At 59.5% G+C, this 26,498-nt stretch carries 30 protein-coding genes and 1 tRNA gene; 15 read left to right on the top strand and 16 right to left on the bottom strand.

Features of this window, described 5'->3' with window-relative positions; genetic code table 11:
- Positions 1 to 122 precede the first annotated feature (122 nt).
- Positions 123 to 1,802 carry an arylsulfatase gene (locus ACP0KA_RS02390; protein ID WP_424631469.1) on the bottom strand — a complete coding sequence of 560 codons (1,680 nt, stop codon included), beginning with the start codon at positions 1,800 to 1,802 and terminating at the stop codon, positions 123 to 125.
- Positions 1,803 to 2,538: 736 nt separating this feature from the next.
- On the opposite strand from ACP0KA_RS02390, the gene ACP0KA_RS02385 reads away from it, so the two are divergent.
- Positions 2,539 to 2,838 (top strand): usg protein, encoded by a 300-nt coding sequence (locus ACP0KA_RS02385; RefSeq protein ID WP_424627239.1) that lies wholly within the window; start codon positions 2,539 to 2,541, stop codon positions 2,836 to 2,838.
- Positions 2,839 to 2,877: 39 nt separating this feature from the next.
- Here the strand turns inward: ACP0KA_RS02385 and ACP0KA_RS02380 are convergent, their stop codons facing one another.
- From ACP0KA_RS02380 to ACP0KA_RS02365, 4 genes are all read right to left on the bottom strand, one after another.
- Complete coding sequence (locus ACP0KA_RS02380) at positions 2,878 to 4,461, bottom strand: EAL domain-containing protein (protein ID WP_424627238.1); 1,584 nt, start codon at positions 4,459 to 4,461, stop codon at positions 2,878 to 2,880.
- Positions 4,462 to 4,688: 227 nt separating this feature from the next.
- Positions 4,689 to 5,441 (bottom strand): SDR family oxidoreductase, encoded by a 753-nt coding sequence (locus ACP0KA_RS02375; protein WP_424627237.1) that lies wholly within the window; start codon positions 5,439 to 5,441, stop codon positions 4,689 to 4,691.
- 24 nt (positions 5,442 to 5,465) lie between these two features.
- On the bottom strand, positions 5,466 to 5,999 hold the full coding sequence (locus ACP0KA_RS02370; protein ID WP_424627236.1) for a hypothetical protein: 534 nt from the start codon (positions 5,997 to 5,999) through the stop codon (positions 5,466 to 5,468).
- A complete protein-coding gene (locus tag ACP0KA_RS02365) occupies positions 5,999 to 6,745 on the bottom strand; it encodes a peptidase (protein ID WP_424627235.1) in 747 nt (248 codons plus the stop codon). Before ACP0KA_RS02365 ends, ACP0KA_RS02370 begins: the two co-directional genes overlap by 1 nt.
- A 418-nt stretch (positions 6,746 to 7,163) precedes the next feature.
- On the opposite strand from ACP0KA_RS02365, the gene ACP0KA_RS02360 reads away from it, so the two are divergent.
- Both ACP0KA_RS02360 and gpt read left to right on the top strand, forming a co-directional pair.
- The gene (locus tag ACP0KA_RS02360; protein ID WP_424627234.1) at positions 7,164 to 7,898 is read left to right on the top strand and encodes a competence/damage-inducible protein A; all 735 of its coding nucleotides are present in this window, start codon (positions 7,164 to 7,166) and stop codon (positions 7,896 to 7,898) included.
- Between the two features lie 29 nt (positions 7,899 to 7,927).
- Positions 7,928 to 8,431 (top strand): xanthine phosphoribosyltransferase, encoded by a 504-nt coding sequence (gene gpt / locus ACP0KA_RS02355; RefSeq protein ID WP_424627233.1) that lies wholly within the window; start codon positions 7,928 to 7,930, stop codon positions 8,429 to 8,431.
- A gap of 298 nt (positions 8,432 to 8,729) precedes the next feature.
- Here gpt and ACP0KA_RS02350 read toward each other — a convergent pair whose 3' ends face one another.
- Positions 8,730 to 9,752: a methionine synthase gene (locus ACP0KA_RS02350; protein WP_424627232.1), complete on the bottom strand. Its 1,023-nt coding sequence runs from the start codon at positions 9,750 to 9,752 to the stop codon at positions 8,730 to 8,732.
- Positions 9,753 to 9,952: 200 nt separating this feature from the next.
- On the opposite strand from ACP0KA_RS02350, the gene ACP0KA_RS02345 reads away from it, so the two are divergent.
- Positions 9,953 to 10,564, top strand: coding sequence for a 2-hydroxychromene-2-carboxylate isomerase (locus ACP0KA_RS02345; RefSeq protein WP_424627231.1), 612 nt, complete (start codon positions 9,953 to 9,955; stop codon positions 10,562 to 10,564).
- Positions 10,564 to 11,535, top strand: a complete 972-nt coding sequence (locus ACP0KA_RS02340; RefSeq protein WP_424627230.1) for an NADPH:quinone oxidoreductase family protein — start codon at positions 10,564 to 10,566, stop codon at positions 11,533 to 11,535. The genes ACP0KA_RS02345 and ACP0KA_RS02340 overlap by 1 nt, the downstream gene beginning before the upstream one ends.
- 3 nt (positions 11,536 to 11,538) lie before the next feature.
- Here the strand turns inward: ACP0KA_RS02340 and ACP0KA_RS02335 are convergent, their stop codons facing one another.
- Both ACP0KA_RS02335 and ACP0KA_RS02330 read right to left on the bottom strand, forming a co-directional pair.
- Entirely contained in the window at positions 11,539 to 12,225 is a 687-nt protein-coding gene (locus ACP0KA_RS02335) for a lipase family alpha/beta hydrolase (protein ID WP_424627229.1), read from the bottom strand.
- Between the two features lie 10 nt (positions 12,226 to 12,235).
- Positions 12,236 to 13,147, bottom strand: a complete 912-nt coding sequence (locus tag ACP0KA_RS02330; protein ID WP_424627228.1) for a crotonase/enoyl-CoA hydratase family protein — start codon at positions 13,145 to 13,147, stop codon at positions 12,236 to 12,238.
- A 194-nt stretch (positions 13,148 to 13,341) separates the two neighbouring features.
- On the opposite strand from ACP0KA_RS02330, the gene ACP0KA_RS02325 reads away from it, so the two are divergent.
- Positions 13,342 to 13,428: transfer RNA gene (locus ACP0KA_RS02325), tRNA-Leu, on the top strand.
- 128 nt (positions 13,429 to 13,556) lie between these two features.
- Here ACP0KA_RS02325 and ACP0KA_RS02320 read toward each other — a convergent pair.
- Positions 13,557 to 13,685 carry a hypothetical protein gene (locus ACP0KA_RS02320; protein WP_424627227.1) on the bottom strand — a complete coding sequence of 43 codons (129 nt, stop codon included), beginning with the start codon at positions 13,683 to 13,685 and terminating at the stop codon, positions 13,557 to 13,559.
- A 266-nt stretch (positions 13,686 to 13,951) separates the two neighbouring features.
- On the opposite strand from ACP0KA_RS02320, the gene ACP0KA_RS02315 reads away from it, so the two are divergent.
- Positions 13,952 to 14,326, top strand: coding sequence for a hypothetical protein (locus ACP0KA_RS02315; protein ID WP_424627226.1), 375 nt, complete (start codon positions 13,952 to 13,954; stop codon positions 14,324 to 14,326).
- Between the two features lie 7 nt (positions 14,327 to 14,333).
- On the opposite strand, the gene ACP0KA_RS02310 is transcribed toward ACP0KA_RS02315, so the two are convergent.
- Together ACP0KA_RS02310 and ACP0KA_RS02305 are read right to left on the bottom strand one after the other, a co-directional pair.
- Complete coding sequence (locus ACP0KA_RS02310; protein ID WP_424627225.1) at positions 14,334 to 15,527, bottom strand: FAD-dependent monooxygenase; 1,194 nt, start codon at positions 15,525 to 15,527, stop codon at positions 14,334 to 14,336.
- A gap of 7 nt (positions 15,528 to 15,534) precedes the next feature.
- Complete coding sequence (locus ACP0KA_RS02305) at positions 15,535 to 15,780, bottom strand: zinc-finger domain-containing protein (protein ID WP_424627224.1); 246 nt, start codon at positions 15,778 to 15,780, stop codon at positions 15,535 to 15,537.
- 288 nt (positions 15,781 to 16,068) lie between these two features.
- On the opposite strand from ACP0KA_RS02305, the gene ACP0KA_RS02300 reads away from it, so the two are divergent.
- The 4 genes from ACP0KA_RS02300 (at position 16,069) to ACP0KA_RS02285 (ending at position 19,470) form a co-directional block, all read left to right on the top strand.
- The gene (locus ACP0KA_RS02300) at positions 16,069 to 17,202 is read left to right on the top strand and encodes a hypothetical protein (RefSeq protein WP_424627223.1); all 1,134 of its coding nucleotides are present in this window, start codon (positions 16,069 to 16,071) and stop codon (positions 17,200 to 17,202) included.
- A gap of 95 nt (positions 17,203 to 17,297) precedes the next feature.
- On the top strand, positions 17,298 to 18,050 hold the full coding sequence (locus ACP0KA_RS02295; protein ID WP_424627222.1) for an alpha/beta fold hydrolase: 753 nt from the start codon (positions 17,298 to 17,300) through the stop codon (positions 18,048 to 18,050).
- A gap of 270 nt (positions 18,051 to 18,320) precedes the next feature.
- Entirely contained in the window at positions 18,321 to 19,145 is an 825-nt protein-coding gene (gene cysE, locus ACP0KA_RS02290; RefSeq protein WP_424627221.1) for a serine O-acetyltransferase, read from the top strand.
- Positions 19,146 to 19,251: 106 nt separating this feature from the next.
- Complete coding sequence (locus ACP0KA_RS02285) at positions 19,252 to 19,470, top strand: DUF3126 family protein (RefSeq protein WP_424627220.1); 219 nt, start codon at positions 19,252 to 19,254, stop codon at positions 19,468 to 19,470.
- 76 nt (positions 19,471 to 19,546) lie between these two features.
- Here ACP0KA_RS02285 and ACP0KA_RS02280 read toward each other — a convergent pair whose 3' ends face one another.
- Positions 19,547 to 20,260, bottom strand: a complete 714-nt coding sequence (locus ACP0KA_RS02280) for a hypothetical protein (protein ID WP_424627219.1) — start codon at positions 20,258 to 20,260, stop codon at positions 19,547 to 19,549.
- A 254-nt stretch (positions 20,261 to 20,514) separates the two neighbouring features.
- On the opposite strand from ACP0KA_RS02280, the gene ACP0KA_RS02275 reads away from it, so the two are divergent.
- Positions 20,515 to 20,844 carry a DUF6949 family protein gene (locus tag ACP0KA_RS02275; protein ID WP_424627218.1) on the top strand — a complete coding sequence of 110 codons (330 nt, stop codon included), beginning with the start codon at positions 20,515 to 20,517 and terminating at the stop codon, positions 20,842 to 20,844.
- Between the two features lie 106 nt (positions 20,845 to 20,950).
- A complete protein-coding gene (locus ACP0KA_RS02270) occupies positions 20,951 to 21,481 on the top strand; it encodes a gamma carbonic anhydrase family protein (RefSeq protein WP_424627217.1) in 531 nt (176 codons plus the stop codon).
- Positions 21,482 to 21,634: 153 nt separating this feature from the next.
- Here ACP0KA_RS02270 and ACP0KA_RS02265 read toward each other — a convergent pair whose 3' ends face one another.
- The 4 genes from ACP0KA_RS02265 to ACP0KA_RS02250 form a co-directional block, all read right to left on the bottom strand.
- Entirely contained in the window at positions 21,635 to 22,255 is a 621-nt protein-coding gene (locus ACP0KA_RS02265) for a transglutaminase-like cysteine peptidase (protein ID WP_424627216.1), read from the bottom strand.
- 330 nt (positions 22,256 to 22,585) lie between these two features.
- Complete coding sequence (locus ACP0KA_RS02260) at positions 22,586 to 23,203, bottom strand: PilZ domain-containing protein (RefSeq protein WP_424627215.1); 618 nt, start codon at positions 23,201 to 23,203, stop codon at positions 22,586 to 22,588.
- A 279-nt stretch (positions 23,204 to 23,482) separates the two neighbouring features.
- Positions 23,483 to 23,860, bottom strand: coding sequence for a VOC family protein (locus ACP0KA_RS02255; RefSeq protein ID WP_424627214.1), 378 nt, complete (start codon positions 23,858 to 23,860; stop codon positions 23,483 to 23,485).
- 122 nt (positions 23,861 to 23,982) lie between these two features.
- Positions 23,983 to 24,546: a PAS domain-containing protein gene (locus tag ACP0KA_RS02250; RefSeq protein WP_424627213.1), complete on the bottom strand. Its 564-nt coding sequence runs from the start codon at positions 24,544 to 24,546 to the stop codon at positions 23,983 to 23,985.
- A 557-nt stretch (positions 24,547 to 25,103) separates the two neighbouring features.
- Between ACP0KA_RS02250 and ACP0KA_RS02245 the strand changes: the two genes are divergently transcribed.
- Positions 25,104 to 25,832 carry a rhomboid family intramembrane serine protease gene (locus ACP0KA_RS02245; protein WP_424631468.1) on the top strand — a complete coding sequence of 243 codons (729 nt, stop codon included), beginning with the start codon at positions 25,104 to 25,106 and terminating at the stop codon, positions 25,830 to 25,832.
- Positions 25,833 to 26,061: 229 nt separating this feature from the next.
- Positions 26,062 to 26,490: a CBS domain-containing protein gene (locus ACP0KA_RS02240; RefSeq protein ID WP_424627212.1), complete on the top strand. Its 429-nt coding sequence runs from the start codon at positions 26,062 to 26,064 to the stop codon at positions 26,488 to 26,490.
- Positions 26,491 to 26,498 lie beyond the last annotated feature (8 nt).

Here is a 26,498-nt window from a genome sequence, read left to right as displayed (position 1 = left end):
CTCCTCCTGACGAACAAACGCGATGACGAGAAGGCGTTCGACGAAAAGTAGGCGAAGAGAGACGCACCATCCTGACCACTTGGCGGCGGGCGAAGGCGCGCCCGCCGCGTTGGCACTAGCCGTTAGTCGGTTCGGTTATTGCTCTTCTTGAGCTCTGCGAGAACTTGATCGAGGTTGTAGCTCGCCGGGTCCTGCATCGGCGGGAACTCCTTGTAGGATTCCAGCTCCTTCAACCACAGCAGCTGACCGACCGGCAGGATGTTCCAGTTGTAGAGATAGGCCGTGCTGGGAGCTGCGAGGGCGCCGCCCAGGCCCAACAGGCTCTTTTGATCAGCACCCACCGTGTACTCGAACGGATCACGCTTGATGTTGGCGATCTGGGTCCAGTGATAGGTCGTTGCGCCAGTCAGGCCGTCCATCGGGCCGGCACCGACCATCGTGTAATAGAGCTTCCAGTTCTTGTACCGCACTGCCGATGGCTGCGCGCCTGTGTAATAGAAGAAGGTGTCACGCGCCGACTTCTCCGATCGTCCGGCGAGATATTCGGTTTGATCCACGCCGTCGAGCTTGGTCTTGACGATGCCTGGATAAGAGCCAGCCATGATCCGTTTGTTCAGCGCATCGCCCTTATCTCCGCCGGCGATGTTGACGAGTGTGGGCAGCCAGTCGAGTGACGCGAACATCTGGTTCTTCACTGTGCCGGGTTTGATGACGCCCGGCCAGCGGACGACGAGCGGAGCCCGCATGCCGCCTTCCCAGGTGGTCAGCTTGCCGCCCTTGAACGGCGTGACGCCGCCGTCGGGGAAGGTGATGACTTCGGCGCCATTGTCGGTGGTGAATACGACGATTGTGTTGTCGCGCTGGCCCATCTCATCGAGCTTTTTCAGGACAACGCCGATGTTATCGTCGAGCTGCTTCATGCCGACTTCGTTGATGCCCCAGTCCTTGCCACCGCGCTCGCCCAGCATCGCTTCATATTTGGGCGAGAACACCGTCGTGATGTGCATGCGCGCCGGGTTGTACCAGGCGAAGAACGGTTTGTTGGTTTTCTTCGGATCATTCCGGTCGAGGAAGTCGACGACCTTGGCGGAAATTTCTTCATCGACTGTCTTCGAGCGGTCCAGGGTCAGCGGACCTTCGTCCGTGCAGGTCTGGTTCTTCGCCGTGCCATCAGAGGATCTGCATGACATGACCGGACGCGGCGGCGTCAGACACGTCGCGGTCTTCGGATCGACCGCGCCGGGAACTTCCGGAAGACCGGGGATCGGTGTGTTCTTGCAGGGCGGGACGATCGCTTGCTCGGTGGGCGATCGGTTGATGTCGGGGAAGCTCACGCCCTGCATCGCGTCGAGGTGATACAGATAGCCCCAGAATTCCTGGAAGCCGTGGGCGGTGGGCAGTGCCTCGGTGTGGTCGCCCAGATGGTTTTTGCCGAATTCGCCGGTGTTGTAGCCGAGATCCGCAAGGAATCTGGCGACCGCGGGAGTGCCTGGTCGCAGATAGGACGGGCTGCCCGGCAATTGGGGAGGGATCATGCCGGTACGCAGCGGATGCATCCCGGTGAAGAAGGCGTTGCGACCGGCGGTGCAGCTCTGCTCGGCGTAGTAATCCATGAAGATCGCACCTTCGTTTCCGATGCGATCGATGTTGGGTGTTTCTCCGACCATCAGGCCGCGATGATAGATGCTCGGCTGCATCCAGCCGATGTCGTCGCCCATGATGAAGAGGATGTTGGGTCGTTGTTGCTGTTGCTGCTGCGCCAGAGCCGGTGACGTGGAAGGTGCAGATAACGGTACCGACATGAGTGTCGTCGCAACCAATGCGGCGCAGGATCGTTTATACCACCCCTCTTTCGTCTTGCGTACAACGCCTCGAATGGTCGATGGATTGTTCTTGAGTATGCAGCCAACCATGACGTCACCTCCTGGTTGTGATGCATCGGGGGCTTCTCGCCCCATGCATCGAAAGCCCACATACGCGTGGATGGTCGGCTGGCTTCGCACAGCGTAGCCGGCCGGGTGAATTTCATTTCACTTCTCCTGTCGTAAACGTGATCGATAAGCAGAATTCCAAGACGAGTGGCGGTGAAAGAAGGAAAGAACAACGGCGACACACCAACACCGTCTCTGCCGTGTCGAACGGGCGAGGATAGCAGCGGGATACCGAGCTGTCGGGATACACGAACGGAGTACGTCGATCTGAATTCATCGGGATGCGCTCCCTATCGAAACGGACGACGTGACGTCCCAGCTTCACCCAGCTGATTTCGGCAAGGAAAGTTCAGGGCCTGCACAACTTTGGCTCTTCCGTCAGAACGACCGCATCTGACCATGCTTCAGTGTACTGTCAGCACTCTGTCATATCTGCTGCTAATACCTTGATTAGTAACAGTTTATTCAATCTTTAGGCTTGTGATGATGGGATGTAGTGCGTCAAAGTTTCATTTGAGCGCGTTGTCAAATGAAGCGGCATCGGATGCCATCTGACGTGACTCCCGGTGCGGCTCTTAAGCAATGCGCTCCAGATATGGAGGTTGGCATGGCTTCAAAGCACGCGGTTTCGCGCGGTGAGGTTTCACCGGATTTCGTGAAACAGCTCGCGGGATATGGACTGACGACCGCAGAGATTCTTTATCGCCGCCCGGACCATCGCTGGTTGCTGCAGTCCTACATTTGGCAGAACTACGATTTGTTTCCGAACTTCCCGGCGCTGAAAGACTTTCTCGCCTTTTGGCAGGACAAGCTGGAGGGACCATTGGTGTCCGTGACCGTCGCGCACTCCAAGCTGATCAAGCCTGCCGAACTCAAGGCCGTCGACGGCGTGCTACGATTGCACTAGCCGACGTCGCCGTCGGCAGGTTTCGCCGCAATCTGCGTGTCAGGCGACGAGCTGAATATGGCTTCGATCGCGCTCGGGCCTGCGGTGACGCTGGCAGAACGCGACGAACTCGAGCGCTGGAAGAGCTTTTGCGAACAGCCACCCTTGACCGTACTGCACGCCGTGCTCGCACAGATAATCCTGCTGCTCTTTGGTCTCGATGCCCTCGGCGACGATTTTAAGGTCGAGTGCCTTAGCCATGTCGATGATGTAGGGCGTCACCGAGCTCTTTGCTGAATCGGTACCGATGGTATCGATGAACGATTTGTCGATCTTGAGGATATCGACCGGCATGCTCTGAAGATAAGACAGGCTTGAATAGCCCGTGCCGAAATCATCGATGGCAATGGTGAAGCCTAGGTCACGTGCGCGCACAAGCGTTGTGCGGGAAGAGTCCTGATTGATAAGGCCGCGCTCAGTCGCTTCCAACCAGATTTGACCCGCATTGATGCCGGTGCCTTTGATCGCCTCATGCACCACAGGAAGAATACGGCCTGTTTCGATATCCTTTGCGCAGATGTTGATTGCAACATGCAGTGTGCGATCTGCGACCAGCACGCCTTTAAGATCTTTCACGACGTTTTCGATCACCTGATCTGTAATGGCCGCAATCAAACCGCTGTCTTCCGCAAGGGGGATGAACAGGTCCGGTCGTACCATCGATCCATCCGGACGCCTCCAGCGGACCAACGCCTCGGCGCCGATGCATGCGCCAGTGCCGAGCTCGATGATCGGCTGATAGTGGACCACGAACTCGCGCTTCTGGATGGCGATTTCCAACTCTCCGAGCGGAGACAATCGGCGACGGGACAGCCAGACCACAACGGCGATCAGAGCAGCCGCTATAAGGGCGCCGACCGGAAGCAGCATCATTTGCTCGCGGCGCAGGCTCGCAAACATATCGGCGCGAGGCATCAAAGCGGCTGCCGTCCATGCGGCGTCTCCGGCCTGGCCGACGATATAATTGTCACTGACGGATATTTCGGATTTCGCCAGAAACCAGGCTAACTCTGTTGCGTTCGTCTCGCTTGATGCAGCGATCAATTCTCCGTCGTTAGTGCCCACACCGAATTGAACGTTTTCATCTGCAATGACGTCAACGAGGCGGGCAGGGTCCATCAGGACGTTGTACTTGTTGTACTGAAGCGCCATCATTGGCTTGCCGCCCGTAACCAGTGGCGACATACGCAGCTTGACGTGGATGCCGTCCTTGGTCGCGAAGTCTCCGGGCTGCTGCTTGATTGTTTGCTCGGTCAGTCCCCATGACGTGCATTTCAGAAAGCCATCTTCAAAGTATCCGACCTCATCCACCGCCCGCGTATTGATGGTCAACGTCCGCATTTGCGCGATATGGACAGGCGAGCACGGCTGGACGTTTAGCTGATCCAGGGTCTTCAGCACTTCGGTCGCTTGCTTAAACGACGTCCGAGCACGGAGGATGACGCGGTCAGCAACAATCTTGAGTTGCTTCTGCTCTTTGTTAATCGCGCGTGTCCACGACACGTAGTACATCGCAGCCATCGGCAGCACACCGCCGAGAATTGCGAACAGGATCGCCATAACGATCACACGCCTTCGATGCACCGGTCGCTCCCGCGGTTTCCGTCCGCAACCGCCGGCTGACAAGGGCACGGCGCGACGGTTGCATGCGAAAGGTTAACCGGGAACTCCCTACAGAGTGCTACCGATCGCGGTTAAGAAATGGCTTCCAAACAAGCTGGCAGTTTAGCGATGGCAGAAAAACGCAATCCCGGCGGCGCCGTGGGCATCACCGGGATTGCTTTAAATACCGGAAGGTTAGTGCCGCGGGATTATCCGCGCCCGACGAACGGCATCTGGGTCGCCATGATGTTCAGGAACAGTGCGTTGGCGTCGAGTGGACGCGTGGCCATGAATACCAGCGCATCGGCAACGTTCTGCACGTCCATGCGCGGTTCGACCATGGTGTCGCCACGCGGCTGCTTGACACCGGCAGTCATACGTTCGGTCATCTCTGTCGCAGCGTTGCCGACGTCGATCTGGCCGCAGGCGATGTTATAGGCCCGTCCATCGAGCGATGTTGCACGCGTCAGGCCGGAGATGCCGTGCTTCGTTGCGGTGTAGGGCGACGACAGCGGGCGCGGCGCATAAGCCGAGATCGAGCCGTTGTTGATGATGCGGCCGCCCTGGGGCTTCTGATCCTTCATGATACGGAAGGCGTGCTGAGTGCACAGGAAGGGGGCGGTGAGGTTGGTGTCCACCACGGCCTGCCACTGCGCGAGGGTCAGGTCTTCCAGCGGAATAGCCGGTGCGCCGATGCCGGCATTGTTGAACAGAACATCGAGGCGGCCAAACGCCTCCGCTGTCTTGGCGAACAGCGCGGCAATTGACGAGGGATCGGTCATGTCGGATGGCACCACAAGGCTCTGGCCGAACTCCTTGCCGGCCTTGGCGGTCTCCTCGAGATTTTCCTTGCGGCGTCCCGTCAGCACGACTGTGAAGCCGGCCTTCATCAGTCCCAGCGAGCAGGCACGCCCAATTCCCGAACCTGCACCCGTGACGATTGCAATCTTTTGGCCGGACATTCGTATCTCCCTTTCGAGTCTTGGTTATTTGGATTTGAAGCTGCGGGTTTGATCAAGCACCGTACGCCAACCACGCATGCCATCGCAATCGCGTGTTTCACGCCAGAAAATCAAGCGCGGCGTGAGTTTTTTTCCATCGAGCCGCCAGCGTCCTTCGCGGCGGCAGACGCGCGTTTTCGGATCGACGAAGATCGATGTCAGTTCGCGTGGCGCAAACCAGGTCACATTGGCGATTTCGGAAGCGGGTTTGACCTTGCTCGGTTGGCCGGGCATTGGAAACCGCAGCAGCCGCGCGTCGGTACCGTCGATACTGGTTGCGTAGACCAGGGCTTCGACCTGGTTGGGGTGATTGCCGGCACACGGCCAGCGGAAGATAAAGCCGTCTGCGAACGGCTTCCGCAAAATCGAGTCCGGCGTTGTGCCGCAGCTAACTTGTGCTGCGACAGCTTTTGGAATGTCGTTCTTGTTGATCGAAACATCGTCGGACGGAACGGATTGCGCCGCCGCCGTGATGGCGCCGAGTGCAATTGTCATCGTTGCGATAAGCAATGCACGCATCAGGTTTTATTGCCGTAAGGAGGGCGCGGAATGTTCTGGTGTGCGGCGCGTAGGGCTGTTGACCAACGCGAGCGCAGGTCATGGAAGTACGGTTCGCCCGCTTCGATGCGGTAGTTCAAATCGGCATCACAGACGTCGGGGCGCACCAGCAGAATATCGATCGGCATGCCAACGCCGAGGTTGGAGCGCATCGTCGAATCCATGGAAACGAGGCCGACCTTGAGGGCATCATAGAGGTCGACATCGTAGGAGATCGCCCGATCGAGCACCGGCTTGCCATATTTATGCTCGCCGATCTGGAGGTACGGCGTGTCGGTGGTGCATTCGATGAAATTGCCAGCAGGGTAGACCATGAACAGGCGCATACGGTCGCCCTTGATCTGACCGCCGAACAGAAACGAGACGTCAAAGTTGATATCTTCGGCGCGTAGCGCGCTGCCCTCGAGCGCGTGGACGGACCGGATGGCACGGCCGATGCGCTGCGCCGCCTTGAACATGGTGGGCGCGTTCATCAGCGTCTCGGATTCGCCGGTGTCCGCGCTCTCGAACCCTTCAGACAACGTGGAAATGACGGATTGACTGATCGCGAGATTGCCGGCGCTCGCGATTGCCATAATGCGTTCGCCGGGCTTGCTGAAGACATGGAGTTTGCGAAATGTCGAAATATTGTCGAGACCCGCATTGGTGCGGGTATCGGCCATCATGACGAGGCCGTCGCGCACCAGGATTCCGCAGCAATAGGTCATTCCAGACTCTCCACGTGCCATTTCTACGCGGCGGAGATTGTCGGGGCAACAGCGGCTGTTCAGGCTGTTCGGCATTGGCTTTGGTGCCTAGCCCGGTCGATGGTCACGCACCGAGAGCGTTTCAGGCCTTCCGCCGTAACGGATGCCGCGATCGGGGTGCACCAGACCCATTATCGAACGCGCGTGTCACAACCCCCCAGGCCGGTTTTGAGACGACGCGCGCATGACGCCGTGCCCAAAAGTGATGGTAGCAAGGCTCGGGCCAACGGGATATGCATTGCCGAAAGGCAACTGGTGAAGATATCCGTTGCTTCTGCCCGGAAAAACAGGCGGAGAAGTGCTTATTGGTGCGGCATTGGCCGTGGACACAGGTGCCTTGGCTGAGCAAAGGTTCCGAGAGAGGTCAGGGAGACTTGAGATGACTGAAATCGTCACAGCCGGCATTCTGGTGATCGGCGACGAAATCCTGTCCGGACGCACCAAGGACAAGAACATCGGGTTCATTGCCGAGTACCTGACCAATATCGGCATCGACCTGAAGGAAGTGCGTGTCGTCGCCGACGATGAGACCGCCATCATCGAAGCACTGGACGCGCTGCGCGAGCGCTACACTTACGTGTTCACGACCGGGGGGATCGGCCCAACCCACGATGACATTACCGCCGACAGCGTGGCAAAGGCCTTCGGGGTCAAGATCGACCATCATCCCGATGTGGTGGCGCGGTTCAAGGAGCGTTTTGGAGCCGACCTGAACGAGGCCCGGCTGCGCATGGCGCGCATTCCTGATGGGGCGGAGTTGATCTCGAGCGCGACCATTTTGGCGCCGGGGTTCAAGCTCGGAAATGTCATCGTGATGGCCGGTGTGCCTTCGATCATGCAGGCGATGATGGACATCATTTCGCCGAAACTGAAATCGGGCGTGCGGATGCTGTCGGAGTCGGTGCGCGCCAATGCGCGCGAGGGGGACATCGGCGGGCCGCTGCGCGACATCGCCGCAAACCATCCCGACACCAGCATCGGCAGCTATCCGTTTCTTGACGAAAACAGCAAGCCGAACACCAATATCGTGGTGCGGTCACGCGACGCCGGGAAGCTGCGCGCGGCGATGACTGACGTCGAGGCGATGCTGGCGGGGCTCAAGGTCGCGCGGTAAGACCCCGTGAACGATAGGATACGATCTCGATGAAGGATGAGACCCCGCGCAAGCCATTTCCCGTGTCATGGGATCAGTTTCATCGCGATGCCCGCGCTCTGGCGTGGCGGCTCAACGGTGTGGGGCCGTTCCATGCCCTTGTGGCGGTCACCCGTGGCGGGCTGGTGCCGGCCGCGATCATCGCGCGCGAGATCGGCATGCGGATGATCGATACGGTGTGCGTGGCGAGCTATAACCACACGGCACAGGGCGAGCTGCAGGTTCTGAAGAACGTCTCCGACACCGTGATGAAGCTCGGAGGGGGCACGGGGAAGGGCGTGTTGGTCGTCGACGATCTCGTCGACACCGGCAAGACCGCGCGCGTTGTGCGCAACCTACTGCCGGACGCGCACATCGCCGCGATCTACGCCAAGCCGCTGGGCAAGCCGCTGGTTGACACCTTCATCACGGAAGTGTCGCAGGACACCTGGATCTTCTTTCCCTGGGATACGGGGTTGTCGTTCCAGCCGCCGATCCGCGACGGAGCGGCTTGAGCGTTGCACCTCGCCCCGTAAGCACGAGGCGAGGGTGATGTCGCATCGGAACGCATTCGACATCGTTCGGCATCGGAGATACTGGTCAACCCCAGAGTTGGAGCCGGCGCAGGTTGATGAGCCAGCGCGCCGGCGCTCTGCAGGCCGAGCGCCACCGCGGCGGCGAAAATCCGAATCTTGATAGTCCGAGCCCTGATCACGATGAATCCCCATCCAAAATGCGATGGGGCCGCGAACGCGGCCGCATCGGCCTTTCGTCGCAGCCCCATGCAACAGGGTTCAATCTGACTGAGGATTGTTACGCCAGTTTTTCACGCGCCAGCTTTGCACCCGCACCCAGCGCACGAAGCTTGGCCTCGGCGATGTCGCGGCGCATCGGGGCCATGCCGCAATTCGTGGTGGCGGTGATCCGCTCCTTCGGCACGAACTTCATCACGGCCTCGATCACCTTCACCACATCCTCCGGTGTCTCGACCGTGTCGCTGGCGACATCGATCACCCCGGCCTGCACGACCTTGTTCTTGAGCAAGCCGAGAAGCTCCAGCGGGACGTGCGAATTGCGGCACTCGATGGCGACCTGCTGAATAGGGCTCGCGTCGATGGCCGGGAAAATCTGCTCGTATTGCCGCCATTCGGTGCCGAGGGTTTCCTTCCAGTCGGTGTTGGCCTTGATGCCGTAACCGTAGCAGATGTGAACGGCGGTCTGGCAGGTGAGACCCTTGGCGGCGCGGGTCAGGGCTTCGATGCCCCATTCGTTCACTTCGCTCATGTAGACGTTGAAGGCGGGTTCGTCGAACTGGATCATATCGACGCCGTCGGCCTGAAGTGCCTTCGCTTCCTCATTGAGCAGATCGGCGAACGCGAACGCCATCTTGACCCGGTCGCCGTAGAAATTGTCGGCGATGGTGTCGATGATAGTCATCGGGCCGGGCATTGTGAATTTCAGTTTGCGCGTCGTGTGTCCGCGGGCGGCGCGGGCTTCGTCCGCGTGGACGCGGCTTTTCAGTTTGAGCGGCGCGACGACCTGGGGCACCATCGCCTTATAGCGGTCGTTGCGGATTCCCATTTCGACCTTGTGCGCGAAGTCGATGCCTTCGACCCGTTCGAGGAAGCCGTGCACGAAGTGCTGCCGGGCCTGTTCGCCTTCGGTGACGATGTCAATGCCCGCGTCTTCCTGGATCTTTACGGCCAGCAGCGTCGCATCGCGCTTGGCGTTGGTGAGTTCAGCGCCCTGAAGCTTCCATGGCGCCCAGAGCGTGTTGGGCTCGGCCAGCCACTCGGGCTTTGGCAGGGAGCCGGCGATCGTCGTTGGAAACAGCATGGCGTATCCTCTCATTGATTGGCGCGACTATCTGCCATGTCCGGCGTGTTTCATACAAGATGTTCGTGCTTGCGGGATGGAATGTCACCGTGGCCGGGACTAGTGTCCTAAATCCGGAGTTCTCCTCATACTGCAGCGCACTTGTAGCGAACTTCGGAAAGCCGCCAGGCCGCAAAACAAATGCAGCAGGAAACGCCATCATGATCGAATTCTTCTTCGACTGCTCCAGCCCGTGGACTTATCTCGCGTTCCACAACATCCAGCCTCTGGCGAGGGAGCTTGGCGCTGAGATCACCTGGAAGCCGTTTCTGGTCGGCGGCGTTTTCAACACCGTGAATCGCAGCCAGTATGAGGCGCGTGAGCGCCCGGTCCCGGCCAAGCAGACCTATATGTATAAGGACCTCGCGGATTGGTCGCGCCTTGCCGGGATCAAGATCAAGATGCCGCCAACGCTGTTTCCAGTGAACAGCGTCAAGGCGATGCGCGGCTGCCTCTGGGTGCAGCCGCAGGGTAAACTTATTCCGTTTGCAACCGCGGTTTTTGAAGCCTATTGGAGCGATGATCAGGACATCTCGCAGGATGCTGTGCTGACGAAGATCTGCGAGCGGGTCGGGATCGATCCGCAGCAATTCCTTGCCGGCATCGGCGAGCAGTCCATCAAGGATCAGCTCAAGGCCAATACGGACGAGGCGATCCAGCGCGGTGCGTTCGGATCGCCGACCATCTATGTCGACAAAACCGACATGTATTTCGGCAACGATCGCCTGCCGCTGATCCGCGAAGCCTTGATGCGGAAGAAGTCAGCCGCCTGATGGTCAGAGCTGTCGTCTGTTGCGAGCTTGGCGCGCCCGAAGTTTTGCGCCTCGAGACTGTTGCCCCCGCTGCGCTCGCGTCTGGACAGGTCCGTGTGGCCATCCATGCGGCCGGAATCAATTTTCCGGACATCCTCATGGTGGCCGGGCAATATCAGCTCAAGCCGCCGCTGCCGTTCATCCCGGGCATGGAGGCGGCAGGCGAGGTGATCGAGATCGCGGACGCGCCCGGAGTTGGCATCGGCGACAAGGTCATCGTGAAGGCGCGCTTCGGGTGTTTTGCGGACGAGATATTGGTCTCTCCGGATCAGCTCGTCCCGTTGCCTGCAACGTTCGACTACGCGCAAGGCGCCACCTTTTTGGCCGCACACGGCACCGCGTACCATGCGCTGGTGGATCGCGCGCAGATCAAGCCAGGCGAAGTCCTCCTGGTGCACGGCGCGGGCGGCGGGGTCGGGCTTGCCGCCGTTGAACTCGGTAAGGTGCTGGGCGCAACGGTAATTGCAGCGGCTTCGAGCGAAGAGAAGCTGGCCGTCGCGAAGCAGCGAGGCGCGGATCATACGGTGCTCTACTGCCGCGAACCTTTCCGCGACGCGGTCAAGCGCATCACCGAGGGGCGCGGCGCCGACGTCGTGTTCGATCCGGTGGGTGGCGAGATCTTCGAGCAGAGCCTGCGCTGCATCGCCTGGGGAGCTCGTCTTCTCGTGGTCGGGTTCACCGGCGGCACCGGCAACGCGCGCACCAATCTCGTCTTGATCAAGGGCGCGAGCGTGCTCGGCGTGCGGGCGGGCGAGGCTGTGCGGCAAAATCCGTCACTCGGCACAGCGCGTCAGGAAGCGCTTTTCCGTCTTGCAAACGAAGGCCGCATCAGTCCCAATATCTCGCATCGCTTGCCACTGGAAGGTTACGCTGCGGCGATGCGCCTGTTGATGGACCGCCGTGCCATTGGGCGCGTGGTGCTGATGACGTGATATCTAGGCGTTGCGGTCGTTGTTATTAAAATGGCCTTGCCGAAGAAATGCGATCGTTTGCTCGATCGCTGGTAGATGCCTGATCAACCACGGATGGGAGGCATTGACGACGATATGGTCGGACATTCCTTCGATTTTTGTGCCTGCGATGGTCACGCGTCCGTCGTTCGGTCCCGCGAGAAAAAATGACGATGAGATGGGATCAATCGATCGATTGCCTGCGATAATGCCGACAGGATAGGCGGTCGGCCGAAGGAGCGCTTCTGTCGCTTCGTCCCGTATCGTGACGAGCTGTTGTCCGGCCGGTCCAAAAAACATGCGATAGCCGACGAAATTCTTGAGGTGATCGGCAATCTCGCTTCCGCCATTGGGAGTGCCGAGCATCACGACGCGGCCAAGACGCTTGGGCGGGTGGGTGGTGAGATAGGCCCGTGCCAGCAGGCCACCCATGGAGTGGCAAACGAAATGCGTTGCTCCGTCAACTGTCCCGGAAAAGTCGGTGATCGCCGAATGAATATCCTCAGCAAGCTCTTCGAGCCGCTTGCGGCGGCTCGCATAGTCGACATTCAGCGTGCTGAAACCGGCGGCCTCGAGCGCGTGTTGCATTTTGTTCATGGAACGAAACGTCCGGCTGATGCCATGCAGGAGGACAACGCCGTCTTTGGGCTGATTCGTCCGCGCAGCAACCATGATGATAGCGCTATTTGTAGTCCCGTTCCGTCCACCACGGGAAATAGGATGGCATGTCCTGCGAGACGGTTTGCTTGAAGTCGGCAGGACGTTTCTCGAGAAATGACATCACGCCCTCGCGCACGTCGGCGGATGCGCCGCGCGAATAGATGCCGCGACTGTCGATCTTGTGCGCTTCCATGGGATCGTCAGCGCCGAGCATGCGCCACATCATCTGCCGGATCAGCGCAATGGAGACCGGCGCCGCATTGTCGGCGATCTCGCGCGCGATCGCACGCGCTGTCGGCAGCAATTCATCTGCCGGCACGACCTTGCTGACGAGACGGCCTTCCAGAGCCTCCTGCGCGGGAAACACCTTGCCGGAATAGCACCACGCCAGCGCCTGCGAGATGCCGACGATCCGCGGCAGAAACCAGCTCGATGCAGCTTCCGGGACGATGCCGCGCCGGGCAAACACGAAGCCGAAACGCGCATCCTCAGATGCGATGCGGATATCCATCGGCAGTTGCATGGTGACGCCGATGCCGACGGCCGCACCGTTGATCGCGCCGATCACCGGCTTGAGGCTCTTGAAGATGCGCAACGTCACGCGGCCGCCGCCATCGCGCACCGCGTCGTCGCTCCATTCGACTTCACCGTTGGGGCGGAGGGGCGCGGTTTTATGATCGGCCCGTGCCGCGCGGTCGAATGTCTTGCCGCCTTCGGAAAGATCGGCGCCGGCACAGAAAGCGCGGCCTGCGCCGGTGACGATGATGGCGCGGACACTGTCGTCGGCATCCGCCGCGTCGAATGCTGCGATCAATTCATCCCGCATGACCGGGGTAAACGCATTCATCTTGTCCGGGCGGTTCAGCGTGATGGTCAGGATGTTGTCCTGGATCTCGTATTTGATCGTTGTGAAACCGGTCGTTGCCTGTGCCATCGCGAATCCTCCGTCTTGATCTTGCGCCCGTCCACGCGAGCGGAACGACAGCTCGCGGAGAGCTGCAGCCTGTCATCCGGGGCGGCGTAAATCCATCCCTAGCGGATTTGAAGGCGGATAACGTCACGATATTCGCAATGATGGGTACAAACCGGCTTTCAGTCGCGCCCCGGGCGGTGCTACAAGGCCCGCACGCGGACGTGGCGGAATTGGTAGACGCAAGGGACTTAAAATCCCTCGATGGCAACGTCGTGCGGGTTCGATTCCCGCCGTCCGCACCAGTCTTTCGATGGGCCGTCCATCTTATTTAGACCCAGACCCGTGCGAGGTTTTGTCTCAGGCAAGCGACCTAAAGGTCGTGCTGTGCACCTAGCCTGTCGGCGAGGCATCGCGTCACGGCAGCAAAATCTTAAAGCAATCCCCAAAGGATCACGGTGTTGACCGATAGCGCCGCGGTCAGGACGAGCGTCACGGGCAGGAGCATTTGCTTTCCTTTCGACCGATAATTGTTCTCGACGAAGGCATGCCGCGATTCCATTGCGGGAGTCTCGGCCTTTATTTCCGCCATGCGTGAGGGCCGTTTACCTTTGATTCAGGACTCGCCCACGCCAGGGCGATATCCTCAGAGAATCGAGCCGGTAAGGCTGTGCCGATGGGACTTGAAATCTCGCGGTGGCAATGTCATGCGATTTCGATTCGCGTCGTCCGCACCACACAATCAACACGAAGATCATGGAATGCCGGTGAATGGTTGAATGTCCAAATAGTCCCGGTCGAACGCTGCGCCGCGGACCATCATCTTCGTTGAGTGCTGGTCTTACGCTGGCTGCTATGGGCGTCGTCGCAATGACGCTCGGCGGCTGTGCGTCCGCCGGGTCGAGCATGTTCGTCGATCCAGCGAAGTACTCGCTCTACAATTGCCAGCAGCTTGCGACGGCCCGCGCCAGCGCAAATACGCGTGTCGTCGAACTGGAGAGATTGATGGCGAAGGCGGAAACGGGGGCCGCCGGTGGCCTCGTATCGGGTCTTGCTTATCAGTCCGACTACGTAACGGCACGCGCGCAGCGTGATCAGATCGATGAAAAAATGGCCCACGACAATTGCAGTGCCACCAGTGCGCCCGCAGTGACAACGACGCCTGCAGCGCCGGCTGAACCGCCGGCAAAGCGAAGGCGCTGAGAACGGATCAAGGCGTTCGCCAGTTATAGATCCAGTCCTGCCGTGAGAGCAGGCGCGATCCACCCAGAGCTTTGATCACCTGATCGCGGGCAAAGCCCATCGGGCCGCCCAGGTGATAAATTTGCCCGGTCTGGCGCGCGGTGCGTTGCGCGCGCGTCACCCGTGGCGCCCGGAGTTTGGCATATTGGGTGAACGCGCTGCCCACGTTGCCTTGCGCGTCCGCCAGACACTTCGCGATGACCATGGCGTCCTCCATCGCCATCCCGGCGCCTTGAGCGACGAACGGCAGCATGGCGTGCGAGGCGTCGCCCAGCAATGCGATGTTGCCCTTGCTCCATGCGCCGCCATCCGGCATCGCGAACAGCGCCCATTTCCGCCAGCTGTCCACGGCGCCGATCATCATGCGCGCGGAGATCGGCCATCGGGGGGCGGAGAAATGATTGGTGATCTCGACGACGTCACCGGGTTCGCTCCAGCCCGGACGGCTCCATTGGCCGGACGTAATGGCAACGACATTGATGCGCTGTCCGCCGGCCATCGGGTAAGCGACGATGTGGGCATTGGTCCCCATCCAGAGCTGGACGCGCCCCATGGTGAATTCCCGCGGGAGTTGTTTCGCCTCGATGGTGCCGCGCCATGCGATGCGGCCGGTGAATTGCGGCCGGACCTCCGGAAATATCTGGTGACGGACGGTCGACCACACGCCGTCAGCACCGATCAGCGCGAGCGCCGGCTCCTGGTAGCGAGCGGCTCCTTTGCGCTGGACGACCGTCACGCCCTTCGGATAGGTGGCGACATCCTCAAACTGTGCGCCGAGCCGGAGGTCGATGTCCGGGTGATCCGCCACGCGGGTCAGCAGGGCGGATTGCAGGTCCGCTCTGCGGACAATCCAATAGGGGCCGCCGTAGCGGAGGATCGCCGCCGCACCCAGGGGGATGCGGCCAATCTCCCGGCCGGTCCGGGCCGTGGTGATGCTGATCGCATCGGGGGCAATCACATGGGGCGCAAGAAGGGATTCCAGGCCGAGTTCGATGGCCAGACGGCTGGCATTGGGGGAGAGCTGCAACCCCGCACCGGCTTCCTCCAGCCGCTCAGTGCGCTCCATGATGACGACGCGGAACCCTTGTCTGGCAAGCGCCAGGGAGGCAGTCAGGCCTCCAATGCCGGCACCAGCAATGACGACGGTGCGCGAGGTGGCCACAAGGGCCTCAGGTCACCTTGTCCTTCACGACGCATTCCGGAGGACGTGCCGAGCCCGGGGCGATATCGGCCGCGTAGCGGTAGAGGGTCGAGCAATACGGGCAGATGATCTCATTGTCGTCGCCGAGGTCGAGGAACACATGCGGGTGGTCGAAGGGCGGATTGGCGCCGATGCACATGAATTCACGCGAGCCGATTTCGATGATGGCCACGCCTGCATCGTTTTGAAAGTGGGGAACGACGTGATCCGCCATTTTAAGTCACCTTGAGATCCAAAAATCAAATCCAAATGCTCATATGCAGGAGTGGCACAGCTCACCCTGTGTCACCGGCCCGCACCATACTGAGCGATGCAACGAATTCATAGGTCGCGGCTCTGGATTCGTCCAATCCGCGATAAAGTCGTTATGTGGATTCGACACAATCCCGCCGCTTTGGGAAAGCCCTTCTTTCGTTGGGGAGGTTGTGTCCGAAAAGCGGCATCCCATCTGAATGCAATCGGCGGTTTGGGTCGGCGAAAGCGATTGGAGTTGCAGTTCGCAATGAGAACGTCCTGGCGCATCGGAGTGGCACTGGCGGGGGCGGCAGCTGCGGTTGCCGTGTTTGCCGTCGTGTGGCCACGCGCGCATGACGCTGCAGCATTGCTCCTGGCGCAGGATGACCCAGCGGAATTGTCGGATCTCCAGCTTGGTGCCGTCTTGCGAGACCGCCAGAACTCCATCGTGGAGAACGTGACGGCAGCGTTGGACGCGGGCGACGTGGACCTTGCAAAAAGTTTCACGGATTTGGCAAAGGACAGGGATATTCCGCTTCCCGCCGGGATGTCGGAGCGCGTCGACGCTGCCCTTGCAGCGGAAAATTCAACCGCCGGTGTGGCGCGGCGGTTTGCCACCGGTCTGGTGACAGGCGAGGCCAATGACGCTGCCAGCCTTTCGGGAACGGTCACGGGTGACCTGTTTGTGTTCGGCGACATTCGTGACGTGGTCCGCGAGGGCAAGCGGCTTGCCATGGGCGAGGACGCTGATCGTTTGGTGCTTGGGCTTGCCGGTGCGGGGCTTGCGGTGACCGCCGCAACCTACGTTTCGGCCGGTGGTGTTGCACCTGTTCGCGCGGGCCTCTCGATGGTGAAGGACGCCCGTAAGTTGGGGCGTTTGGGAACGGGCCTTACTGAATGGGCAGGCCGTTCCGCGCGCGGCGTGGTGGATGCTCCGGCACTACAGCAGGCCGTGGCAACGGCGTCGATCGCGCATCCTGGTCAGGCCATCGCTGCCATGAAGGCTGCTTTCAAGGCAGAAAAGGCAGGTGCTCTCGTTCGCCTTGCCAAGGATGTTGGTCGTGTGAGTGAAAAAGCAGGCACACGCGGTGCGCTTGATGTGCTGCGGATTGCCGACGGTCCAAAGGATGTCGCGCGCGCAGCGCGCCTCGCTGAAAAGAAAGGAAGCCAGACGCGCGCCATTTTGAAAATACTTGGCCGTGGTGCGCTCCTGCTCGCCATGGGAGCTTTCAATCTCGCATGGTGGATGTTTGCAGCGTGCTTGGCTGTGTTCGGTTTTCTGTCGTCGATCAAATCGGCAACAGAGCGGATCACGCTCTCGTGGCTGCAGCGGTCAAGACGCAAGCGCGTGCTGCGAGATGTGGTGGTGGCGCAAACACCAGGTCCGATACAGGCCATTTAGGGTGCTGGCGGTCCCGGTCACGCTGGGCTAAACTCCATCTTCTTTCCCAATTGTCCCGCTTTAAGACGATCCCCCAACAAAAAATGGAATAAGTGATGCCGAGCTTTCACAACGGCTCCGTGGAAATTTCGTATCTTGATGAAGGCGAGGGTGATCCGATCGTGCTCGTGCACGGCTTCGCTTCCACCAAGAACGTCAACTGGGTGTATCCGACTTGGGTGTCGACGCTCGCAAAAGCGGGACGGCGCGTCATTGCGCTCGACAATCGCGGGCATGGAGAGTCGAGCAAGCTCTACGATTCCGAGGAATATCACATCGGCACAATGGCGGGCGATGTGCGCGCATTGATGGATCACCTCGACATCGCACGCGCGGATATGATGGGCTATTCAATGGGAGGGCGGATCACCGCTTATCTGGGTCAGCGCAATCCGGAACGTTTACGATCAGCCATTCTCGGCGGCATCGGGATGGGCCTGATCGAGGGCGGCGGCCCCGGCGAAAACGTTGCGACGGCACTGGAAGCGGACTCGCTCGACGATGTCACCGATCCGATGGGAAGGACTTTCCGCGCATTTGCAGATCAGACCCGCTCGGATCGCAGGGCGCTGGCGGCATGCTTGCGAGGTTCGCGCCGCCTGATGACGCGTGAAGAAACTGCAGCAATCAGCGTTCCAACATTGATTGCGGTCGGTACGACCGACGATGTCGCCGGATCGTCACATCGCTTGGCGGAGGTGATACCAGGCTCGCAAGTGCTTGATATTCCAAACCGCGACCACATGCGTGCGGTGGGCGACCGCGTTTATAAGGATGGCGTGATGGAGTTTTTGGCAAATCGACCCTAGTGTGGCGTCTCGCCATTGCCGACCTGTCTTGCGGCTGGTCTCTTATCGGCAATTGCGAGACAGAAGCCACACTAGCATTTTGATTTTGCTAGTGTCCTTTCGTCTCCGAATAACCGTGCGAATGCGCCGCAAACCGGTCGGTTATTCGGAGACGGGACACTAGAACAACAGGGTAGAATATTATTCGCCCGTCAACCTTGCGGGCATTGCGGCCTTTCTTCGGCCGATTATGTGGTAATATCTTCCCAAAGAGATCAGCCGGATATCACCATGGTCAAGCATCAACTCGATACGAAGTCCACGCTCCAGACTGTCGACCCAGTCTGGACACGCATTCGCGACGAAGCCGAAGAAATCGTTCGGCGCGAACCGGAGTTGGCGACGTTTATCTATTCGACGGTGTTGCATCATGACCGGCTCGAAGCAGCGGTCGTTCATCGTATCGCCGAGAGGCTTGATCATTCCGCTTTGTCCGGCGACCTGATCCGTCAAGCCTACAACGAAGCAATCCGCGAGGAGCCCGATCTCGGCAACGCCTTCCGTGCTGATCTGGTGGCGGTGTTCGATCGTGATCCGGCGACGTCGCGTTTCATCGACCCGCTGCTTTACTTCAAAGGCTTCCACGCGATCCAGGCGCATCGTCTGGCGCATTGGCTTTATAATCAGGGCCGCAAAGATTTCGCGTTCTATATCCAGAGCCGCGCGTCTGCTGAATTCCAGACCGACATCAATCCTGCGGCCAAGATCGGTCGCGGTATCTTCCTCGATCATGCCACCGGTTTTGTCGTTGGTGAAACTGCAATCATCGAGGACGATGTGTCCATTCTTCACGATGTGACGCTTGGTGGTACGGGCAAGGAAAACGAGGACCGCCATCCGAAAATCCGTCATGGCGTCATGATCGGCGCAGGTGCGAAGATTCTCGGCAATATCGAGATCGGACATTGCGCGCGAATTGCCGCCGGCTCAGTGGTTGTTAAGCCGGTCCCGAACAACGTGACAGTTGCGGGCGTGCCAGCGAAGATCGTCGGTGAGGCAGGTTGCGCCGAGCCGTCACGTACGATGAACCAGATGCTCAACGCGCTCGGCACCTGATATCACAGGGTTCTCGATTTTCTTTTGAACGGCAGTTCACGGGCTCTGGCGTGTCGCGCTGTCCCGCATTAAAGCTATCGCAAATACCGATAACCAGGAGATGCACGTGGACGTTCAAGAAGTCAGGAAGCTCGACGCTTATCTCAAGCGCCTGTTCGGGAATCCAAAAATCCGCGTTGTGCCACGCCCCAAGAAAGATGACTCGGCCGAGGTCTACATCGGCGAAGAGTTCGTCGGCGTGTTGTTCGTCGACGACGAGGACGATGATCGGTCCTATCAGTTCCAGATGGCGATCCTCGAGACCGACATCGAAGAAGAAGTCTGAGAGCGTCTGGCTGGTACGCTCGAGCGTGCCAGCCTACCAGGCATCTCGCGATAGTTATGTCGTGATGAGATCGCCCCTAGCTCCGCGGCGTCCGCATTGTATTGATAATCTGGTCCATGGCGCTGGAGACGTTGCGCCACTGCGAGAGCCAGTCACGCGGAAAGCGGAAGGTGAGATCCGCGCCCTCAATGCGCTTCTCGCTTAGGCAGATGCCAGGCGTCGCAGCGTCACGTGTACATCGCGCGATGAGCTGAGGCGTTTCACTGTAAACGAGATCCTCGCTGGCGTAGGGGGTGTGGTCGCGGAATGCCCGCATGTCGAGACCATCCTCGACGCGTTGGGCATTCGGATCGAGATAACGCGGATAGATGGTTTTCAGGCGTTCGTCAGGTGACATCGTATCGTGATGAGCGGCAATCGATAGAAAAATGCGGTCGATTGCCGGGAGATTCTGCTCCACAGTCTCCGCACTGACATGGCGCGGCGCGTCCGGCGGATTCAACGACGGATAGACAAACGCGAGATCGACGCGTTCTTGTGGACCTGTGCGCTTCTGGATTTTCACGCGAATGGCTTTGGTCGGAACGTTGAACAAAGTATTGCCGATGCTGATCGGCAAGCGCGACGGATCGCCCGCTTTTTCCAGGTTCCAGGTTGGCCACAGCAAATAGGTCACGACGCTGACGGCTGCGGCCCCAATTCCCCCCATGACGAAGAACGGTGCGAGAAGACTGCGCTTGACGCGGCGCGGGGCGGGCCTCGGGTTTGAGGTCGGGGAATACAGGGCCATGAAACAACAAGAACTTTCCGTACAGGCGGCTGGGACCAGAGGCCGCGAATCGGCGCCGAGTATGCCACGGAGATCGTGTTTTCCATGAGGTCCGTGGAAGTCATTGCGCGGGGGCGCCCCGCGTCCGTTAACCTTTCTTTAAGGATAAGGTGGCGGCCGCTGCGGCATTTTGCGAGCGTAGTGCGCGAAACCGAGGCCTGACGGTGCGCCGGAACCAGGTCGGTCCCAGTCATCTCGTGTGTTGGAAGTCTCCGATGTCGCCCGAAGCGTTCAATTCGTTTTTCGCAGTTCTCGTTGGCTTCGCGCTCGCAGGGGCTTTGACGAGCGGCTATCAGGCCTTCGTACAGCGGCCTGCCGGATTTGGCCTGCTGTCCCATGAGGCGACCGCCAAGGCGGTTGCAGCGGTACCTTTCCTGGTGTTCGCGGCGCCTTTCATCATCATGCGCAACACTGTTCGCGGCCGTCAGCTTGAAAGCCGGCGCTTCGAATTTGTGATGATGGCGACAATTATCGCCGGATTCTGGAGCATGATGTCGGGCACGTTCCTGATCATGCTGCTGGAAGCCTCCGGCCTCATTGCCTAGCTCTCGCCAGAGCCGGTCCATTCATGGCATTGTCGATTTGGTGTCCCGCGTCTCTCACGCGAACCCAATCCCAATTCGCCTGAAACGTGCTGACCGGAGACAGTGAATGTCGCTCTACGAACTTGACGGAAAAGCCCCCGAGCTTCCCGCCGACGGACAATATTTCATCGCCGAAACCGCAACCGTCATCGGCAACGTACGCTTGAAAAGCAAAGCGAGCGTCTGGTTCGGTTCGGTGCTGCGCGGCGACAATGAGCTGATCGAGATCGGCGAGGGATCCAACGTGCAGGACAACTGCACATTTCACACGGACCCCGGCTTTCCGCTGACCATCGGGAAGAACTGTACCATCGGGCACAATGTGATCCTGCACGGTTGCACGATCGAGGATGGCGCCTTGATCGGCATGGGCTCGATTATCATGAACGGTGCGCGTATCGGCAAAGGCTGCATCGTCGGCGCAGGCGCGATCATTACCGAGGGCAAAGAGTTTCCGGAGCGCTCACTTGTCGTCGGCGCTCCCGCAAAGGTGATCCGCGCTTTGACGCCGGAGCAGGTGACTGCGTTGACGCAAGGCGCGCCGCACTATGTTTCCAACAGCAAGCGCTTCAAGGCGGGGCTGAAGAAGATCGGCTGACACGTCCGGAGCCGCCTTTGTTCATCAGCGCAAGTATCCCTCCAAAATGGTGCGGCCAGCCCTGGGGGAGAGCTGGCCGCGCACGAACCGGTCTGGGACGGGGAGGGGTGGGGATATGACCGGCCGTGTATCTCCGTTGGTCTTCTTTAAGGTTCAGCGCGCGCTTGCAGTCGCAACAGCTGGACGGTTGTCTCCAAGCGAGACCCAGGTATTCTGATCGGTCTGCGACTGCCGCTTCACGAAGCGATAGCCGGTGTCGGTCCAGGCCACGATGTCCTCGTTCTGATTGTCGAGGATGAACTCACCTTTGTCAGACTTCACGGTCAGAACTGCGTGGCCTTCGCCTTTCTTGTCGCGCACCACAGTGATCAGGAGAGCCTCGCGCGGCCATCCGGCATCGATCAGCATCTTGCGCTTGAGCAGGACGTAGTCCTCGCAGTCGCCATATCCGTCCGTCGGATACGACCACTTCTCGATGACACCCCAATGATCCTGATCGGTAATGGGCTTGACGGTGTCATTGACCCAGCGATTGACGCGCACCAGGTCCTTCCAAGCGGCTTGCGTCATCACGATGTCGCGGGCCTGTGTGGCGCCGCCCCGGCAATCGCCTGGATGATCGGCGCAGAATTCGACCCAGCCGATCGGCGAACGTGCTGTGTCGCCTAGGCTTGCATAAAGGACCCGTTCGCCTGCCGCGTGTGCGGCTGCAGTCATTCCGATGAGGCTGGCAACAATTGCCAAGCCCAGTCCCTGTCCACGTATTGAGAACATTGTGGCCCCCTTGTTTTTGTTGGGGCCATCATTCCCACAAAGGCTTTGCGGGCCGGCTAAGTGCGCCAAGTAGAATTGAAGCAATTACAAGTAAAAGTCGGACATAAATCGATCTTTATTTGAATAGAACAAGCATAAAATTTGAAATACTTGGATTTGATTCAAATTTTATCTAATATCAATTATGCCATTGATATTACTGGTGGTTTTCAAGAACGGCTGCTTCTCGGTCGCCGGTCTTTACATGCCCCAAAATGCATCAAGGCGATATCCGGGTGCGGATATCGCCTTGAGAGGACTGCAAAATCAGAAGTTGGTAACCGCGGCTCTTTACCGGGCGCTTACGTTGTCTTCGACAGTGTCGGGAAGCTGCGCGTGAACGAACTCGATCGCAAAGCCTTCTTCGAGGTGCCGGACAACGCGAGACCGCACACGGCCGAGCGCAACCTGCTCGCCGACCGGGGGCCGCATTTCCGCTGCAAGGGCTGCGCCGGATAGGGAGAGGTCGATGATCCGGCATGGCATCGCGCGGCCATCGTCGAATTTGAGCAAGGCCATCGGATTCCGCGGCACGATGCGATCGTGGCGGCGGTCTTCCGGCAAATTGAGGATCTGGCGGTTGGCAAGCCACGTGAGCTGGGCCGCGAGCTTGTCGCGCTTGCGCGGTGTCGCGGCAACCGTCATGGCAAAACCATTGTCGAGCAGCCGGGTGATCTTGCCCTCAACGCGGCCGATGTGGTCCAGGTAGGCGACCACGCGTTCGCCCACATTGCCGATGCCGGGGGCAAGCATGGCAAGCCCGCCCGGCGACATATTGATGACCTGGCACGGAAATTCGCGCCGGTCCGCCAGCATATAGCGGCCGAGCAAATGCACCTTCACACGTTGAAAGCGCCTCCGTTCCTGAGCGGACGGACGAATTATTTGTCTTTGTACCAACGCCATCATCACACCGGTCAACCGATCGTTCGGTTTCGGTTAACCTTAGGATGCTCAGAGTTAATGGTGCGTTAGCGAAGCAGCGGGGGCAGTTTTGCCCGCGAGTGTCTCAATTCCGAAGTTCGCACAGGCTTGCGGCTTGCTCGGATGCGAACTTCTGAATCACAACACCAGGGTCAGAACTCATTCGTTGATCCAGAAGATGATTGCTGTGGCGATACAGATCTCGCTGAAGAAGGTATGCGCGCAGCGGTCGTAACGAGCTGAGATACGATTCACCGCTCGTGGCTATTGCGAGGCGATCCACCAAGTCGTCCCTGAGGGGTCTTGAACCCCGCCGCGCAGATCGTCGTCGTCCCGCTTTCTCTGTGGCTCCTGCACGACAGTCGCTCCGGCGGCAACAGCGCGGTCGAACACCGCCAAAGCATCCGGCACGTAAAGATGGATGTGCGGCGCGGCTGACCGCGCAGATGTAGCGCCACCACCAATCATCAAGACGCTGTCGTCGATCCTCACTTCAGCATGCATCAGCGAGCCGTCTGGTCGATCAAAACGGCGCTGCAGAACCCCGCCGAATGCCTGTTCAACAAAACCAATCAGCGCGTCCCCATCCGAACAGATGATATACGGGCTCATCGAGGGATAGTCTTCAGGCTTCCAGGTCATCGCTGTCTCGTTCGATCAGTAGGGGAGCAATTGAGTAAAAGCTTAGACCGCTGAAATCCAACAACAACACTAGCCTGAAGCCGTCGTGCGGGGGACGCTCGGTTTATAGGTCCTGATCCTAGCTATCGAAAGCCTTCGTAAACGGTCAGCCCGCGCGCCACTGACCACTTGCGCAATGTTCGTGGTCCGCGTCGTTCCTGGCCGATATGTCTCCACGACGTCAGGCTGAGGTCCTTCAAGGCACTGTAGGCTTGCAACTCGCGTGGGCCGAACGGTACCAGCATTCCACTCATACTGATTGGCGCGTGCGAATGCGCGCTGAACGGCAGCAGCAGCAGCTCGAGATGGGCAAGTGACCCATCGGAGGCGCGCGCAGTGACACCTGCGACCGTCGCCAATGTTTCCTCGGCGACGATGCCGACAATGTCCTCGATGTCTTGCCTGCTCTCGTCACTAAACAGGCGTGTAAAGCTCTGGTTCTTGAGGTCACGGTCAAACAGGGCGCACACCCGCGTCCCTGCGACGCGGAATGGATGGGCTGCCGCAACGTCGTAAGACAACACGAAAGTGTCGCCCAGCAGGTGGCGGATGTCCTCCGGCGCAAGATCGCCGCGTTCCGGCGCAGCATCGCCGGCACGCTTTTCGTCCCAATAGCCGAAGAATTCACGGCTTGCAGGATGTTTCATGATCAAACCCTTGCCCCGCGCCTGGCCCGAAATGGGACAGTGGTGTCCCGCTTCAGGCGCTACGCGGCCCCTTGGTTGTTGTGCGGGAGGAGAGGTGCAGCGTCCATGCCTGAAGGCGGCAATAGACAGGGGTTTGTCTCGTTAACGTTAAATTTACCATGAGCTTTGTGAATAGGGGGAGCGCGGGTAAGGTTCTCGCACTCGATGTCGCCGGTCTTCTCCAGGGACTGGCGGTGGCAAGTCGAACTTTTGAGTTGAACTACAGGTGGCGGAAAACAATTTGGTCATTGCGCGGGGAGGGGTGGGGATTGCCCGAGCGCGTCAGCGCTCTTACTCGTAAGGCGCGCAAAAGACCGAAAGAACCGAAGGGAGGGCTCTCATCAGCCCTCCCTTTTCTTTTGCAATGCCTGGTTCCAGTGCTTGCGCCACACCGCCAAAGCCGCCTATCTCAGGGGGATAGCCGCCGCTTTGGACCCGTGTGCCCCTTGGATTCTCCAGACCCATCTCTTGAACCGGCCGAACCGCCTCGCGAGCCGATCCTGACCATTCCTGGTGCGATGACGTTGTTGCTTGTCATCATGGTTGGCATTCACGCCGTACGCGCCATGTTGCCGCTGGACGTCGACCAGGAAGTGATCTGGATGTTCGGCTTTGTGCCCGCACGTTACGACACGACGGTGCTGGCCGAGCAATTTCCGGGTGGATTTGGTGCGCAAATCTGGACATTTCTGACATATGCGTTCCTGCACGCCGACATCACTCACATTGCGTTTAATATGCTGTGGATGTTGCCGTTCGGCAGTGCGGTCGCCCGTCGCTTCGGGCCAGTGAGGTTCTTTGCGTTTTTCGCTGTTACGGCCATCGCAGGTGCCGTTGCGCACCTTCTGACCCATCAGCATCAGGTCGCACCCATGATCGGGGCATCGGCAGCGGTATCGGGAGCCATGGCAGCCGCTATCCGCTTTGCGTTTCAGCGCGGCAGCTTCCTCTCGTTCGGACGAGATGTCGCAACCGCCGCACATGTGCCGGCGCTTTCGCTGGCGCAATCGTTGCAAAGCTCCCGCGTGCTGGGCTTCCTTGCGGTCTGGTTCGGCCTCAACATCGTGACAGGCCTTGGTGCGATTGCCATTGGCGCCGGCACGCAAAGCATTGCATGGCAAGCGCATATCGGCGGATTTCTTGCAGGGTTGTTGTTGTTCTCGCTGTTCGATCCCGTGCCGCGGGCGATTGTGCAGGACAACCGTGCGGGTGCGCTGCCTCCGGCCGGCGGCCCTGATCTGCGCTGAGCAACCTAGCGGTCCGATTCTAGCATTCGCGTCCCGTTTGGGTAGGTATCTCTTGCGAATGTCAAATCCACTCCACTGGCTTGCAGCCTCATATCATTTGGGACATCATTCATTTGCGCCGAAACCGTTTCTCTTCGCGGATCGAGCGCAACCAAATTGATGCTGCGTTGTTTGACTCAAGAGCAAAAGGCCGCTGGCACAACCCAGGCGGCTATCTGGGGAGACGACAATGACGGTTCGAGCTGTTCTGGACACCAAAGGCCATCAGGTTGTCAGCGTATCACCGGACGCCAAGGTTTCGGCGGCGGTGAAAATTTTGTCCGAACGCCGCATTGGTGCGGTGCTGGTGATGAGCGGGCAGCGCATCGATGGCATTCTTTCGGAACGTGACGTTGTGCGCGTGCTTGGTGAGCGCGGGGCAAGCGTCCTCGATGAGCCTGTCCGCAATGTGATGACGCAGAAAGTCATCACCTGCAGGGAGGCGGATACGGTCGGTGCGATCATGGAGGTCATGACGTCGGGCAAGTTCAGACATCTGCCCGTTGTCGAGAACGAGCGGATTGTCGGCTTGATTTCGATCGGTGACGTCGTGAAATGGCGCGTTGCCGAATACGAGCGCGAGCAGGAAGCGCTCCACGACTACATCAAGACCGCCTGAGAAGATCG

It is taken from the genome of Bradyrhizobium sp. SYSU BS000235 (genome assembly GCF_049747295.1).
Lineage (GTDB): Bacteria > Pseudomonadota > Alphaproteobacteria > Rhizobiales > Xanthobacteraceae > Afipia.
This window is presented reverse-complemented; position numbering and strand designations above follow the sequence as displayed.

Bases quoted from the DNA above. Each gene is read 5' to 3' on its own strand.
- ACP0KA_RS02390 (WP_424631469.1), bottom strand. From the start codon at position 1,802: ATGTCGGTACCGTTATCTGCACCTTCCACGTCACCGGCTCTGGCGCAG.
- ACP0KA_RS02385 (WP_424627239.1), top strand. From the start codon at position 2,539: ATGGCTTCAAAGCACGCGGTTTCGCGCGGTGAGGTTTCACCGGATTTC.
- ACP0KA_RS02375 (WP_424627237.1), bottom strand. From the start codon at position 5,441: ATGTCCGGCCAAAAGATTGCAATCGTCACGGGTGCAGGTTCGGGAATT.
- ACP0KA_RS02370 (WP_424627236.1), bottom strand. From the start codon at position 5,999: ATGCGTGCATTGCTTATCGCAACGATGACAATTGCACTCGGCGCCATC.
- ACP0KA_RS02365 (WP_424627235.1), bottom strand. From the start codon at position 6,745: ATGACCTATTGCTGCGGAATCCTGGTGCGCGACGGCCTCGTCATGATG.
- ACP0KA_RS02360 (WP_424627234.1), top strand. From the start codon at position 7,164: ATGACTGAAATCGTCACAGCCGGCATTCTGGTGATCGGCGACGAAATC.
- gpt (WP_424627233.1), top strand. From the start codon at position 7,928: ATGAAGGATGAGACCCCGCGCAAGCCATTTCCCGTGTCATGGGATCAG.
- ACP0KA_RS02350 (WP_424627232.1), bottom strand. From the start codon at position 9,752: ATGCTGTTTCCAACGACGATCGCCGGCTCCCTGCCAAAGCCCGAGTGG.
- ACP0KA_RS02345 (WP_424627231.1), top strand. From the start codon at position 9,953: ATGATCGAATTCTTCTTCGACTGCTCCAGCCCGTGGACTTATCTCGCG.
- ACP0KA_RS02340 (WP_424627230.1), top strand. From the start codon at position 10,564: ATGGTCAGAGCTGTCGTCTGTTGCGAGCTTGGCGCGCCCGAAGTTTTG.
- ACP0KA_RS02335 (WP_424627229.1), bottom strand. From the start codon at position 12,225: ATGGTTGCTGCGCGGACGAATCAGCCCAAAGACGGCGTTGTCCTCCTG.
- ACP0KA_RS02330 (WP_424627228.1), bottom strand. From the start codon at position 13,147: ATGGCACAGGCAACGACCGGTTTCACAACGATCAAATACGAGATCCAG.
- ACP0KA_RS02320 (WP_424627227.1), bottom strand. From the start codon at position 13,685: ATGGAATCGCGGCATGCCTTCGTCGAGAACAATTATCGGTCGAAAGGA.
- ACP0KA_RS02305 (WP_424627224.1), bottom strand. From the start codon at position 15,780: ATGGCGGATCACGTCGTTCCCCACTTTCAAAACGATGCAGGCGTGGCC.
- ACP0KA_RS02300 (WP_424627223.1), top strand. From the start codon at position 16,069: ATGAGAACGTCCTGGCGCATCGGAGTGGCACTGGCGGGGGCGGCAGCT.
- ACP0KA_RS02295 (WP_424627222.1), top strand. From the start codon at position 17,298: ATGCCGAGCTTTCACAACGGCTCCGTGGAAATTTCGTATCTTGATGAA.
- cysE (WP_424627221.1), top strand. From the start codon at position 18,321: ATGGTCAAGCATCAACTCGATACGAAGTCCACGCTCCAGACTGTCGAC.
- ACP0KA_RS02280 (WP_424627219.1), bottom strand. From the start codon at position 20,260: ATGGCCCTGTATTCCCCGACCTCAAACCCGAGGCCCGCCCCGCGCCGC.
- ACP0KA_RS02275 (WP_424627218.1), top strand. From the start codon at position 20,515: ATGTCGCCCGAAGCGTTCAATTCGTTTTTCGCAGTTCTCGTTGGCTTC.
- ACP0KA_RS02270 (WP_424627217.1), top strand. From the start codon at position 20,951: ATGTCGCTCTACGAACTTGACGGAAAAGCCCCCGAGCTTCCCGCCGAC.
- ACP0KA_RS02265 (WP_424627216.1), bottom strand. From the start codon at position 22,255: ATGTTCTCAATACGTGGACAGGGACTGGGCTTGGCAATTGTTGCCAGC.
- ACP0KA_RS02260 (WP_424627215.1), bottom strand. From the start codon at position 23,203: ATGATGGCGTTGGTACAAAGACAAATAATTCGTCCGTCCGCTCAGGAA.
- ACP0KA_RS02255 (WP_424627214.1), bottom strand. From the start codon at position 23,860: ATGACCTGGAAGCCTGAAGACTATCCCTCGATGAGCCCGTATATCATC.
- ACP0KA_RS02250 (WP_424627213.1), bottom strand. From the start codon at position 24,546: ATGAAACATCCTGCAAGCCGTGAATTCTTCGGCTATTGGGACGAAAAG.
- ACP0KA_RS02245 (WP_424631468.1), top strand. From the start codon at position 25,104: ATGACGTTGTTGCTTGTCATCATGGTTGGCATTCACGCCGTACGCGCC.
- ACP0KA_RS02240 (WP_424627212.1), top strand. From the start codon at position 26,062: ATGACGGTTCGAGCTGTTCTGGACACCAAAGGCCATCAGGTTGTCAGC.